Annotated in this window: 8 protein-coding genes; 5 read left to right on the top strand and 3 right to left on the bottom strand. The window is 62.5% G+C overall.

Annotated features, from left to right (window positions below):
• The first annotated feature begins 188 nt into the window (after positions 1–188).
• On the top strand, positions 189–1979 hold the full coding sequence (locus NKI69_RS23365; RefSeq protein WP_352722601.1) for a ShlB/FhaC/HecB family hemolysin secretion/activation protein: 1791 nt from the start codon (positions 189–191) through the stop codon (positions 1977–1979).
• Between the two features lie 10 nt (positions 1980–1989).
• Positions 1990–8790 carry an MBG domain-containing protein gene (locus tag NKI69_RS23360; protein ID WP_352722600.1) on the top strand — a complete coding sequence of 2267 codons (6801 nt, stop codon included), beginning with the start codon at positions 1990–1992 and terminating at the stop codon, positions 8788–8790.
• A 181-nt stretch (positions 8791–8971) separates the two neighbouring features.
• Here the strand turns inward: NKI69_RS23360 and NKI69_RS23355 are convergent, their stop codons facing one another.
• The 3 genes from NKI69_RS23355 to NKI69_RS23345 all read right to left on the bottom strand — a co-directional run bounded on the left by NKI69_RS23355 (position 8972) and on the right by NKI69_RS23345 (position 11792).
• Positions 8972–9307, bottom strand: coding sequence for a hypothetical protein (locus tag NKI69_RS23355; protein WP_127290342.1), 336 nt, complete (start codon positions 9305–9307; stop codon positions 8972–8974).
• Positions 9308–9369: 62 nt separating this feature from the next.
• Positions 9370–10218 carry an endonuclease/exonuclease/phosphatase family protein gene (locus tag NKI69_RS23350; protein WP_352722599.1) on the bottom strand — a complete coding sequence of 283 codons (849 nt, stop codon included), beginning with the start codon at positions 10216–10218 and terminating at the stop codon, positions 9370–9372.
• A 110-nt stretch (positions 10219–10328) separates the two neighbouring features.
• Entirely contained in the window at positions 10329–11792 is a 1464-nt protein-coding gene (locus NKI69_RS23345; RefSeq protein WP_352722598.1) for a phospholipase D-like domain-containing protein, read from the bottom strand.
• A gap of 305 nt (positions 11793–12097) precedes the next feature.
• On the opposite strand from NKI69_RS23345, the gene NKI69_RS23340 reads away from it, so the two are divergent.
• The 3 genes from NKI69_RS23340 (at position 12098) to NKI69_RS23330 (ending at position 13933) form a co-directional block, all read left to right on the top strand.
• Entirely contained in the window at positions 12098–12301 is a 204-nt protein-coding gene (locus tag NKI69_RS23340; protein ID WP_164779989.1) for a hypothetical protein, read from the top strand.
• Between the two features lie 437 nt (positions 12302–12738).
• Positions 12739–13227: a hypothetical protein gene (locus NKI69_RS23335; protein ID WP_352722597.1), complete on the top strand. Its 489-nt coding sequence runs from the start codon at positions 12739–12741 to the stop codon at positions 13225–13227.
• 190 nt (positions 13228–13417) lie between these two features.
• Entirely contained in the window at positions 13418–13933 is a 516-nt protein-coding gene (locus tag NKI69_RS23330; RefSeq protein ID WP_352722596.1) for a helix-turn-helix domain-containing protein, read from the top strand.
• Positions 13934–14301: the final 368 nt, after the last annotated feature.

Genomic DNA, 14301 nt, shown 5'->3' with positions numbered 1-14301 from the left:
ATAGTCAGCCGGAGGGCCGCCCGTTGAATTGACGTTCACCAGAGCCAGGCATAGTTTCCGCGACATCCGAGCGGCGGGGGCACGCCTTCCCGGAAGTGAGTTCGAAAGCAGAAGCCAATTAACGAGCGATTAAATCTCGCGCGGTGGCGAAGCTTTGCCGAATTATACCGCGAAGGACGAGTGATTGAGTGAAGTATACAGGCAAGATCGCGGTTGGCAGGGATAACGACTGTCACCCAGTTTTCGGCGGGCTGGCAGCCCGTGAGGGATGGTTGATCCTGTTTGCCGTCTCGGCGTGCCTGTGGCTTCAAGCCGGCGCGTTTGCCCAGACAGCCAGCCAGATCACGCCGCCCAGCTTTCGGCCGCCGCCGGCAGCCAACACGGCAGGTGTTTCCATTCCCGAAGGTGAGGGCCTCGAGGCGCCGGCGGGCGCCGGGAAGCTCAAGGTCAAGCTCGGGGATGTCAGGGTCGAAGGCGGCTTGCCCGACATGGCTGACGCAACACGCAAGATCGTTGCCGGCCTTGCGCATCGCACGGTGACGGCGGCGGAAATCTTTGCCGCGGCGCGAAAACTCGAAACCGAATATGGACGGGCCGGCTATGCGCTGGTGCGGGTGGTGCTGCCGGCGCAGAAGCTCAACGACGGCGCAGGGCTCCGGCTGGTCGTCGTCGACGGCTTTCTCGAACGGATCGACACCAGCAATCTGCCCGAGCGCATACGCGGGCGGGTCGAGGCAACGCTGGCGCCGCTCGTTGGACAAAAGAGCATCAAGCTGTCGGCGATCGAACGCAAGCTGCTGCTGGCTGGCGATACGCCCGGGGCCCGGCTGCGCTCAACCTTGCAGGCCGGAACAGCCAAAGGCGCCAGCGTGCTGCTCATCGATGGCAAATATCGCCCGATCGGCGGCCAGGCGACCGTGGACAACTCGCTATCGCCGTCGTTGCAGCGCTGGTCTACGGGCATCGGCGTCGATTTCAACTCATTGCTCGGCCTCGGCGAACTCGTCTATGTCAGGGCAGGCGGCTACCCCGATGGCGGCGAGAGTGGCCTGTTCACGGATGGCCCACGCAATCGCAACTATGCCGCGGGCATCGTCGTGCCGATCGGCTATGACGGGCTGACGCTCAACCTGGAAGCCAGCCGCACGCAGGCCAATCCGACAGCCGAGCCCGGCACGCTCGGCTTCGGCAGCGCCTTCGAGCGTTATTCGGCGCGGCTTCGATATCCCTGGATCCGCAGCCGTGCGCTTACGATCAGCACCGAACTGTCCTTCGACGTGCAGAACGACACGCTCGACGCGGTGACGCCGATTTCGCTGCCGATCGCCGAGGACCGGCTGCGCATTGCCCGGCTCGGTCTCGACGGCATCTGGTTCACACCGCTTGGCGGCGTCTTCATCGGCAACGTCGTTGCGTCCTTCGGTATCGATGGGCTCGGCGCGCGTTCAGCCGCCGATGCGACGCCGCTGCTGCCACTGTCGCGTCAAGGCGCCGACGCCGATTTCCAGAAGCTGGAGGTCTCGGCCAGCTACAGCCAGCCGCTGGCCACCCATCTCGGCCTCGATCTCTACGCCCGCGCGCAGACCTCGTTTGGCAAGCCGCTGCTGCAGTCCGAACAGATCGGGCTGGTCGGCGCGAACGGTCTGTCGAGCTTCGACGCGGGCGCGCTGCAGGGCGATTCCGGCTATGTGCTGCGCGGCGAGCTGTCCTCACCCTGGTACGTGCCGTTCACTGGCGGCATCGTTTCGTTGTCGCCCTACGTGTTCGGCGCTGTCGGCCAGGTCCATCTCGAAATGCCGACCGCGCTCGAGACGGCCAACATCGTCGGCGCGTCATACGGGCTTGGCCTGAAGGTCGGCACCGCGCTGGCGGGCGACGCGACCAACGCCAGCCTGACGCTGGAATGGGGCCGCCAGCGTCGTGACAACCATCTGCCGACAAGCGATCGCTTTTCGCTCAGCGGCGCCGTCCAATTCTAGAGAGATGACCATGCAGCGCAAAGCCCACCTCCCACGGCGGCACCTGAACCGCACCGGCGCGCCGTTGATGGCGCTGCTTTTGACGTCGACGGCGCTTGTCGGCTTCACGTCGGCGCGGGCACAGGAACTGCCGACCGGCGGCAGCGTAGCATCCGGCGGCGTCACCATCGCCAACCCATCGTCGTCGCAACTGAACATCAGGCAGTCGACCAGTTCGGCGATCGTCAACTGGCAGAGTTTTTCGATCGGTGCCGGCGCGACAGTCACCATCGACCAGCCATCATCCTCGGCAACGATGCTGAACCGCGTCACCGGCGGCACCAAATCGACCATTGCAGGCCAGCTCAACGCCAATGGCCAGGTGTTCCTGGTCAACCCCAACGGCATTGCCATCTCCAAGACCGGCAAGGTTAGTGCCGCCGGCTTCGTCGCCTCCTCGCTCGGTATCAGCGACGAGGATTTTGAGGCCGGAAAGCTGGAATTCGAGGGCAAGGGAGCTTCAGCCGCCGTCTCCAACCAGGGTGCGATCAGCATCGGGCGTGGTGGCTATGCCGCATTGATCGGCGGCAGCGTCGACAATGCCGGCTCGATCACCGTGCCGCTTGGCAAGGTCGGGCTCGGATCGGGTGAGAAGGCAACACTTGATTTGTCCGGCGACGGCTTCCTGCAGGTTTCCGTGCCGAGCAAGGCTGACGGCAGCAATGCGCTGGTCAGCAATTCCGGCTTGATCAGTGCCGATGGCGGGCTGGTCGAACTCAAGGCGGCTGCGGTGCGCGATGCCGCACGCCAAGCCGTCAACATGTCCGGTGTCATCGAGGCACGCACGGTGTCTGGCCAATCCGGTGCCATCGTGCTCGGCGGCGATGAAGGCTCGGTCGAAATCACCGGCATGCTCGACGCTTCGGCCAAGGCCGGCGGCAAGGGCGGCAAGGTCACGGTCACCGGCCGCAAACTGAAGCTCAAAGCCGCCAAGGTCGATGCCTCGGGCAAGGATGGCGGCGGCAGCGTCAGGATCGGCGGTGACAAGCAGGGCAAGGGCACCTTGCAACGCGCGGTCACAACCGAGATCGATGCGAAGACGACAATCAGTGCCGATGCGACCGGCAACGGCACTGGCGGCACGGTCATCGTCTGGTCGGACGCGCAAACAAAGTTCGCCGGCAAGATTTCCGCACGCGGCGGTGATGACGGCGGCAATGGCGGCTTCGCGGAAGTGTCCGGCAAGCAGCGCCTCGACTTCACCGGTGAGGTCGATCTGTGCGCCCGCTTCGGCAACACCGGTGATCTGCTGCTCGATCCCTACAACGTCACTATATCGAACGCTGCCGGCAACACCGGCGGCAGCATGTCCGCCAACACCAATGACAGCGTCATCAACGTCACCACGCTGCAGAACCTTCTCGCAACCGCCAACGTCACCATCTCGACCGGCAGCGGCGGTTCGCAGGCCGGCGACATCACCATTGCCGCGCCGATCGCCTGGAACGCCAACACGCTGACGCTCAGCGCCTCTCATTCGATCGTCTTCAATGCGAACGCCACGATCGGCGGCGTCGGCGGACTGGCGCTCATCACCAACAATGGCGGCACCGGCGGCACGATCTCCTATGCCTTGGGCGCATCGGCGACCTTCACCGGCACGCCCGGTGCGCAGGCGCTGTCGGTCAACGGCCAGAGCTACACGCTGATCTATGATGTCAACGGCCTGCAGGCGATCAACAGCGGGCTCACCGGCAGCTACGCGCTGGCCAAGAATATCGATGCCAGCTCCACGTCCAGCTGGAATAGCGGTCTCGGCTTCATATCGCTGGGCACCGACGGCAACAGCAACATCCAGAACGGCGGCAACGGCTTCACCGGCTCGTTCGACGGGCTCGGCCACACCGTCGACAGCCTGTCGGTGACGCAGTCCGCTGCCCAGTATGTCGGCCTATTCGGCTATATCGGCGCGGGCGGCCTGGTCCAGAATGTCGGCGTCACCAATGTGACGGTCCGGGGGTTTAGGACCCTTGGCGGGATTGCCGGGTTCAATGCCGGCACGGTGGCCCAGAGTTATTCGACTGGTCAGCTGTTCACCACGCAATACGGGTCCACCTCAGGCGGTCTGATCGGCGAGAACGATGGCGCACTCTCCGACAGCTTCTCGACAGTGGTCATCAACGCACGCGACACAAATGCCGCGGGCGGCGCGGTGGGCTTCAACAATTTCGGCACCATCGATCGCGTCTATGCCATGGGCGCTGTCGATATCGGCAGCGGCGGCGCGGCCGTCGGCGGCCTCGTCGGATCGAATTATGGCTATTCGTTTGTCGGCGAGGGCGGCAGGATAACCGACAGCTATTCGACCGGCGCGGTCAGCGGCGGATGGAATGTCGGCGCGTTCATCGGCAACAACCTTTACGATGGCGTGGTCACGGGCGCGTACGACACGTCGACATCCGGCCCCTACAACACCACATCCAGCGCCAAGCCTGCGATCGGCGGTGGCACCACCGGCCCCAATGTCAATGTCGTCGGCCTGTCGACCTCCAGCTTCCAGAATGGCGGCGCCAATGGACTGAGTGCCGCCTTTGGCGGCGGGACTGGCGGCCTCTATCCCTATCTGAAGAGCTTCTACCCCAATGGCGTCCAGGCGATCTCCGGAATTGCTTACAAGGATGCCGGCAACACGCCGCTGATTTCCGGTACCGGCCAACCCTATTACACAAAGAATCCCGGGCTGGTGTCCGTCGTCTCCGGCGGCGTGAACCTCGGCACAGTCTCGACCGGCGTCAACGGCTACTATTATCTCGCTCTGCCGGCCGGCGCGGTCTCGAACTCGGTGCTCGCTTACACCGTTGCCGAAGCGGACTCGGGCGCCAAGAATGGCGTGACCTTCCGGACCGGCCTGTCCGGCAGCAATGTCTCGAACCTCAACGTCTATGGCGACTGGCGGCTCGACGAGGCGGATGGCTCGATCGCCTCGCTGTCGGCGCTGAGCAGCGCCTATAGCGCGGCGATTGGGTCAACCTCTGTCGGCAGCCTGTCCTTCGCCAATCGCCAGATTGAAACCGCAGCAGCCACCTTCGCCCTCAACCAGGCGCTGTCGGTCGGCACCGGCACGCTGGCGCTGTCGTCGAATGGCGTGGTGACGCAGACTAGTGGCCTGACGGCGGCGTCGCTGGTTCTCGGTGGCACGGGTAGCTTCACCCTGACCAACGCCGGCAACCAGATCGGCAACGTCGCCGGCAGCGCCGGTTCCGTCGATCTGCGCGATGGCGCAAGCCTGACGATCGCCAGTGCTTCCAGCGCCCGTGGGGTTATGGCGACCGGGGTGAACACCACCGGTTCGGTGAAGCTTCAGACGACGGGCGATTTGACCATTGCGGCAAATGCGACAATCAGCGGAACGGATCCAGTGCTCTCGGCCGCTGGCCTGTTCGTCAACAACCGGGGCAGTGACGCCGTCGCCGCCACCAGCGGACGCTGGCTGATCTATGCGGCAAATCCCACCGGCAATACATTCGGCAATCTGGACAGTGGCAACACGGCCGTCTGGAACACGTCGGCGGGTGGTCCGGTGAGTGCGACAGGCAACCGCTATGTCTTTGCCTATCAGCCGACACTGACCTTCAAATCCAGCAATGCGACCAAAACCTATGGCGATACCGCCCTGCCGGCACTGACCTATTCAGTGGCGGGCTACCAGGCAGGCGTGATCGGCGCCTATCTCGGCGACACCGCCGCCACGACCTTCAGCGGCGGCCCAAGCGTCACGTCCGTCAATCCGCCGGGCAATACACAGGCCGGAGCAGGATCCTATGCAATCACCGTCGGCGCGGGCAACCTCGCGGCGTTGAGCGGCTATGGCTTCGCCTACAACAGCGGGGGCCTGCTTACCATCGGCAAGCGCGCGGTGACGGTGACGGTGACGCCGGGCCAGGGCAAGATCTATGGCGATGCCAATCCATCATCCTATGCATACACCGTTTCGGATCTCGGCGCCGGCACGGCCTTGGTCGGTAGCCTTAGCCGCACGGCAGGGAACAGCGCCGGGACTTATGCCATCAACCAGGGCAGCATCACCAACACCAGCAATTCGAACTACGACATCACCTATGTCGGCGCCAATTTCACCATCGCCAAGCGCGCGATCACGGTAACGGCCGATGCCAAGAGCCGTACCTATGGCAACTCCAATCCGACGCTGACCTATCAACTCACAACAGGCAGCCTCGTCAGTGGCGACAGCTTGGGCGGTTCTCTGACGACATCGGCGACGACGGCATCCGGTGTCGGCAGCTACGGCATTGCGCAGGGCACACTCAACAACAACAACTATGCGATCAACTATGTCGCCGCCAATTTGTCGGTGACGCCGCGCGCCATCACGGTGACAGCCAACGCCAAGAGCCGCATCTATGGCGACAGCAATCCGGCTCTGACCTATCAGCTGACATCAGGCAATTTCGTCAATGGCGACAGCCTGAGCGGCGCACTGGCAACAACGGCGACGACGGCATCCGGTGTCGGCAGCTACGGCATCACGCAGGGCACACTCGCCAACGGCAACTATACGATCAGCTATGTCGGCGCCAATCTGTCGGTGGCGAAGCGCGCCATCACGGTGACAGCCGATGCCAAGAGCCGCATCTATGGCGATGCCATTCCAACGCTGACCTATCAGCTGACCACGGGCAATTTCGTCAATGGCGACAGCCTGAGCGGCGCGCTGGCGACGTCGGCCACAACAGCATCCGGTGTCGGCAGTTACGGCATCACGCAAGGCACACTCGCCAACAGCAACTATGCGATCAGCTATGCCGGCGCCAATCTGTCGGTGACGAAACGGGCGATCACGGTGACGGCCGATGCCAAGAGCCGCATCTATGGCGACGCCAATCCGGCGCTGACCTATCAGCTGACCTCGGGCAATTTCGTCAATGGCGACAGTCTCGCCGGTGCGCTCGCTACAACGGCCACGACAGCATCCGGTGTCGGCAGCTACGGCATCACGCAAGGCACACTCGCCAACAGCAATTATGCGATCAGCTATGTCGGCGGCAATCTCGCGTTGACCCCGCGCGCGATCACGGTGACGGCCGATGCCAAGAGCCGCATTTATGGCGATGCCAACCCGGCGCTGACCTATCAGCTGACATCAGGCAATTTCGTCAATGGCGACAGCCTGAACGGTGCGCTGGCGACTTCGGCAACGACAGCATCCGGTGTCGGCAGCTACGGCATCACGCAGGGCACACTCGCCAACAGCAACTACGCGATCAGCTATGTCGGCGGAAACCTGTCAGTGGCACAGCGCGCGATTACGGTGACGGCCGATGCCAAGAGCCGTGTCTATGGCGATGACAATCCAACGCTGACCTATCAGCTGACCTCGGGCGATTTCGCCAATGGCGACAGTCTGAGCGGTGCGCTGGCAACGACCGCCACGGCATCATCCGATGTCGGCGGCTACAGCATCACCCAAGGCACGCTTGCCAACGGCAATTACGCCATCAGCTATATCGGCGCTGACCTTTCGGTGACGCAGCGCGCGATCACGGTCACGGCCGATGCGGGCCAGAGCAAGATCTACGGGGACGGAGATCCGCTGTCTTATGGCTACGGAGTATCCGATCTCGGCAGCGGCGCAGCGCTGGCCGGCACGCTTGATCGCGCCGAGGGCGAGAATGTCGGGACCTATGCCATTGGCCGCGGCAGCCTCAGCGATGCTGCCAACGGCAATTACGACATCACCTATGTCGGTGCCGGTTTCAGCATCGGCAAGCGATCCGTGACCGTCACTGCCAGCTCGGGTCAGGGCAAGACCTACGGCAATGCCGATCCGTCGTCCTATGGCTACACCTTCACCGATCTCGGCAATGGCGCGGCGCTGGTTGGCGCTCTCGACCGCACGACCGGCGAAGATGTCGGCGCCTATCAGATCGGGCAGGGCACACTCGCCAACGCGGCCAACTCGAACTACGACATCAGCTATGTCGGCGCCGATTTCAGCATTGGCAGGCGTGCCGTGACAGTCACGGCCAATTCGGGCCAGGGCAAGATTTACGGCGATGCCGACCCCTCCTCCTATGGCTACACCAGCACCGATCTCGGCAGTGGTGTGGCGTTGGTCGGCGCTCTCGATCGCGCCTTGGGAGAGAACGCCGGAGCCTACGCGATCGGCCAGGGCACGCTCACCGACAGCGCCAATGCGAACTACGAGATCAGCTATGCCGATGCCGACTTCAGCATCGGCAAGCGGGCGATCACCATAGTGGCGGATGCGCAGAGCCGGCCGCAGGGCATGCCCAATCCACCACTCACCTATTCGATCGGCGGTCTGGGGTTGGTCAACGGGGATACCTTCCTTGGCGCGCTCTCGACTGAGGCGACACACGCTAGCCCTGCTGGCAACTATGCCATCGAACAGGGGAGCCTGACCCTCTCGGCCAACTATGAGCTGGCCTATGTCGGTGCCGATCTGGTGGTCTCGCCGCCCAACACGGTGCCGGCACCGGATGCGGCCAGCACGGTCGCGTACAACGCCGATGCCCATGCTGCCGGCGGGCCGGCTCGGGTTTTCTTCACCGGGCAGCCGGTGGATGGCGATGCGCAAACGCTGGTCGAAGACCCGCGGCTGACGGTCCCGCCTTCTGCCAGGGCGTGGCGGACGCAGCTTCCGTCTGCAGCGTTGCCTCGGTCCGGTAGAAAATGGGGACGCGCTGGTTGGCGCCTTGACCGCGTTGCCGGCGAGACTGTCGGGCAGCTATCCCATCGCCCAGGGCGGCATCACCAACGCCGCCAATCCGAACGGCGATATCACCTATGACCTAATGCCATGGCCGCTTGGGACCCGGCCGTCCTTGCCGCCTTTGCCACGGTCCGGTGAGCGTGCGGGCGACCACGATTTGACGCGGTCAATTATCACCTCTCACATCAGCGCTACTTCGTCAGCCGATCATGCACGATGAAACCGGCCGGCTTTCGCCGGCCGGTTGCTCCGATCGGGATCAGCCGCAGACGCGGACCTCTTCGACCACCCTGTGGTGATGGCGCCAATGCTTGACCAGTTCGATATGGCAGCGATGATGCCGGTGATGGCGGCGATATTCGCCGTACCGGTATTCGCCATTGTCATACTGAACATTCTGGTCGCCATCATACTGATTGTCATAATAGCGATCGCGGTGATGACGGCGAATAACGATCCCACTATCGGAATCGTCATCCGACAAATATCGGTCGCCGTCGTCGGACTGGATGGTCACGCTTGCCGCTTGCGTCGGCGCAGTGATCGCCGCTGTCGCGGCCAATGCCAACAGGGAAGCCAGAATCAGCTTTTTCATCTCGTCCTCCTGCGTGTTCAAGACATGTTAACTCGCGGAAGAACCGGGCGTTCCGCCTAATTTTACACGCTTTGCGACGCGGAAGACATCAAGGCGTTATCGTCCACCCTCTCCAGGCGCACGAAGGCCGTAAGCGGCAGGTGGTCGGAGGCAACGCGCGAAAGCGGCGTGTCATGCGCGTTGATGGCGGCAATCATGCCGTGCCTGTTGGCCATGATCCGGTCGAGCGCCAGCAGCGGCAGGTTCGACGGGAAGGTGGGGACCGCCGGCGGCTGCGGGCCGAACGTCGCATGCAGCGTGTTGAGAGCGGAGCGGTTGCCGAGCCGCCATTCGTTGAGGTCGCCGAGCAGCAAGGTCGGTCTTTCGTCCGGGCTGTTCATCAGGTCGAGCACGACGCGCGCCTGCTGGGAGCGCGAGCGGCGCAGCAGGCCAAGATGGGCGGCGATGATGCGCAGCGTCCGGCTTCCATCGAGGTCGATCTCCGCCACCACCGCGCCGCGCGGCTCCAGTCCCGGAAGCTTGATCTGGTGCACGTCGCGAACGACGCCCTTCTTGAACAGCAGGACGTTGCCATGCCAGCCATGGCCCTTGCCGGTGGCCGAAATCGGCACCGGAATCAGGCCGGTTTCCCGCTCGAGCCGGGGCAGGTCGAGAAGCCCGACACGGTCGCCGAAGCGATTGTCGGCTTCCTGCAGCGCAATGACATCCGGATCGATTTCGCGGATGACGCGGATGATCCGCTCCGGGTCGAATTTCCTGTCGACGCCGATGCATTTGTGGACATTGTAGGAGGCAACCAGCGTGCCGGTGGTGGCTGTCGTCTTGAGTGCTGCGGCGTTAGCCTTCTGCATCCGGCGGTCACGAAGGGACAGAAGCATGCTTGCCGGGAGGCTGCGTCCAATTCTGTGCATCTCTGTGCTGCTCGTCCTCGCTGGTTTCAATTCAGAAGCCGGATACAGTGAAAATAGGCAATTTCGGCGTATGTTCCATGACAGACGAGTTCCTCAAGCGCACCTCCGCCTTAGAGATAGGGTGAACCGAGCCATAATACCCGGTCGAACAGCCTGATAAGAAACGGCCGGGCTCGCAAGGCTTCCAGCGTCACCGGCACGGCGGAGGCAATCGCCGACCCGATCCGCGTCTCGATCTCGCTGGCAAAGCCGGCATCGAGCACCTCCAGGTCGATCTCGAAATTCAGCCGCAGCGATCGGGCATCAAGATTGGAAGATCCGACATAGGCCCACACGCCGTCGATCGAAAGCAGCTTCGAATGGTCGAACGGTCCCTCGGTTCGCCAGACACGGCAATAGTGTTTGAGCACCTGATCGAACTGCGCCATCATCGCGCGGTCGACGAGGAAAAGATTGTTCACCGCCGGCACCACGATGTCGATTTCGACCCCGCGCCTGCCGGCGGTGATCAGCGCGCTGATCAGTTCCCGATCCGGCAGGAAATAGGGCGACATCACGCGTATAGACTTGCGGGCGACCGAGAATGCACCGATCAGCAGCTTGTGGTTGGTCTCGTTGCTGGCATCGGGGCCGGAAGCGACTGCCCGCACCATCATCGGTGCGCCTGGCGATGGCGACAGCGGGGCAAGGCGCCAGGTGTCCCCCTTCAGCGCCTCGTTGGTGGCGAAGCGCCAGTCCTCGGCGGCGACCGAAAAGAGGTCGGCGACGATCGGACCGGTCACCCGGAAATGTGTGTCCCTGGCGCTGTTGGAGCCGGCGAATTCGGCTGAGAAGCCTTTTCGGATGTTCATGCCCCCGGTGAAGGCGGCGATGCCGTCGACCACCAGGATCTTCCGGTGGGTCCTCAGATTGGCGTAGGGCAGGCGCAGGCCCATGACGATGTTGCCGTTGAAGACATCGGCGGGGACGTTGGCCTCGCGCAAATGCCCAAGGATGCTCGGCACCGAGTAGCGGGCGCCGACGGCATCGATCAGCACGCGGACGGTGACGCCGCGCTGGACGGCGCCGGCCAGCGCCTGGACGAAGAGCAGGCCGACGGCGTCATTGTCGAAAATATAGGTCTCGAGCAGGACGCTGCGCTCGGCACCATCGATCGCCGCGCACATGGCGGCATAGGCCTCGTCGCCGGTCTCCAGCACATCGATTGCGTTTCCAGGATTGAGCGTGCGGCGCGCCACCCTGTCGCCCAGTGTCCGCAAGCCCGTGAACCGTTGCCCGTAGCGCTCGACGATCAGGGCCTCTTCGACAGCGACGTTGCGCTCGTGCTTGGCGGACACCGCGCCGTCGGCAAACGGGCGCTGGGCGGTGATCGTGGCGCGGCGGATGCGGTTGATGCCGGCGATGGCATAGATCAGCACGCCAAGGATGGGGGACAGCACCATCACGCCGACCCAGCCGGTGGCGGCGCGGACATCTTCCTTGGTCATGACGGCATGGACGATGCCGACCGTCGCCATCACCACGGAGATGATCGCCAGAATTTGCGGCCAGTGAGTCGCCAGGGTCTCCAACATGCCGAGACTATCCAGCGAGCGGTTGCAGAAGGCAATGCAGCCGCTCGTGCCGCGCATTCGCCGGATGGTGGCATGCGGCCCTGGCTGAAGAGTTCGACCAGCCGCAGAGATCGATGGGTTGAAGCACCCCGATAGATCCTGTTCAGAAGGACAAACCTGACCCAAGGGAAGCATAGAGCCTGGCATCGTCCTGTTCTGCCCGGGCCCTCCGAAGCCTCTTATGCTTTGGTACCACCTCTATTGTATATCAGGAGGAATGATTTTAGTGATATAAACACTTTGATTGACGGCGAGGGGGGCGCCGAATGATGAAATTCAACTTCGATGGACCTCCTGGCGATGACGCAGCTGCCGACACGTCGGCAGAATGCCAACGCCAATTGCTGCCTCTCGTCCGTGAGATCGTTCAGGCAGCCGTCGCTGCCGGGTGGAGCGAGGAAGACGTTCTTCTGGGTTTTGTGGAACTTACATGGGATTTGTATGAGAATCGTCGCGACGATCTGCAATGACCGGCGGCAAATCCGGTAGCTCTACATTGTTGAATGGCCGCCGAAATGGCCAAACTGTCCCCTGAAGCAGGGCCCCGAATTCAGGTCAACCAGAGGCCTCGCGGCAGTTGGCAACTTTTGCGCACGCAGCTTTTCACGATAGGAATTTTTTCTTGACTCGGTGACCTCAGCTATAGTACATATTCGCCCATGGTGCTGATTTGCGCCAGTGACCCGCCGCGCAGGCGGGTTTTTCGTTGATGCTCCGTCAGCCAATGCGCCGGCGAAGGTGTCGAAAAATGTTCCAGTCCCTCCCTTGTGACTGGTTCCTCTTATCCCGAACAAAATTTTTTCTTTGCGTACGGATGTTGTTCACTATCCGCGGCATGTGCGTTACGCTGGGTCCGGGTCGGGCTAAGGGGGATTTCAGGCAGCGGACAAAGCGGCAGAGGCCAGGCATGAAAAATACGGACGATGCTCGGGACAGCGGCGATTCCCGGGGCGTCAATCGAGAACGGACAGCTCGATATGTCCTGGACATAATTCCTGAAAGCGCAGGTCCCAGGAGGGCCACCACGCGGAGGAGTGTCATATACTCCGTCCGCGATCCCGTCCCGCAGAAATTCCTGGCCAAGAAGCATTCCACCGGAATTGTGCTGAGGCCCGCACGCGGAATGAGAGCCTCGCCCGGCAGCGACAAGATCACGGAATACGTGGCGCGGCGCGTGCGGGAATATCTCGACGAAAACGTCGTGCGAAAAGTCATCGCCGAATTGGCATCCTTCGCAGGGGTTTCATCCAACCATATCATAGCAACGTTCGGCGTGCCGCCGCATTGCGGTGAGTTGCCGATTGCCGAAGTCGCCTGTCTCGCCGGTTCTTCGGATCGGAGCCATCTGCCTGTGAGAACGCCGACCGGGGCCGGGCATGCTTCCCTCAAGAACTGAGGGCCCGGCCATGGCAAAATGGCAACGCCTGCTCGCCCGCGACGCAAGACCGGAATTTTCTACAAGGCTTGCTGAGTTTTTCAAAATACGTCCCGCTGCAAATCTGCCCCAAGCTCCGCAGGAGTCCTCTGGAATGTCATGCAGTCCGCGCATTGTTCGCCGTCCGGCCGGAACGATCCGATGAGTGGCGATGCCGGTCAGCTTCGATCAATCACGAATTGTTTTTCAGGGGAACATGGAAGGAAGCCTTGGGTTGAACCTCATCTGGGACGTATCGGGAGGCCGAAAAATGCCGGGCGATGATGGTTTCCCCGGACCGGTTTCCGGAACCAACTCGCGACAGCCGACGCTCAACGCGAAAGGCGGGCTTTCCGTCCGCGCCGCGCGCCGCGTGCAGCAATTCCTGGACGAGAACTTTACGCGCAAGCTGGCGCTGGCTGATATGGCCGCGGTTTGCGGGCTTTCCCCCTATCATTTTGTGCGGGCTTTCTCGATGACGTTCGGAATGCCGCCGCACCAGTACGTCCTCGACCTGCGGCTGGATTTCGCTGAAAGACTGCTTGCGGACAGCCGCATGACGATCGCCGACATCGCCCACTCCAGCGGGTTTTCAAGTCAGAGCCATTTTACCACCGTGATGAAGAAATACCGGCAGAGGACGCCGTTGCAGGCACGGATGGGGAAGCTTAACGCCAAGGTTAGGTGAGGCGACGCTTATTTCATTGCTTGGTTTCTTGGTTTTAAAGCATTGGCTAAGGTAACAAGCCGTTAACCTCTGTGGATTTGCTGCGCTCTTTTCTCACAAGGCAGCAATTTCGTGAAATACCGTAGGCAGGAATCATGTCTTCCTGCGGTGGAACGGAATTGTCAGACATTTCGTGCCGGCCAGCGGAGAGGGACCATGACCGACAATCAGATTTCGAACGGCTCGCTTCTTGTTCAGCGTCGCGCGGCGCATTTCGCCGGGCACTGGATCTCGGTCGCCGATCATGGCTCACGCTCGACGCGCCGCCGCTTGATGGCGGTGCTGCGCATGGCGCACCGTGTGCTGGGCCTCGGCCGCAAGAATATGGG

The sequence above is a fragment of the Mesorhizobium sp. M0491 genome, assembly GCF_040321265.1.
Taxonomy (GTDB): domain Bacteria; phylum Pseudomonadota; class Alphaproteobacteria; order Rhizobiales; family Rhizobiaceae; genus Mesorhizobium.
Note: the sequence above shows the minus strand (reverse complement) of the source record. Positions and strands in the feature narration are given on the sequence as shown.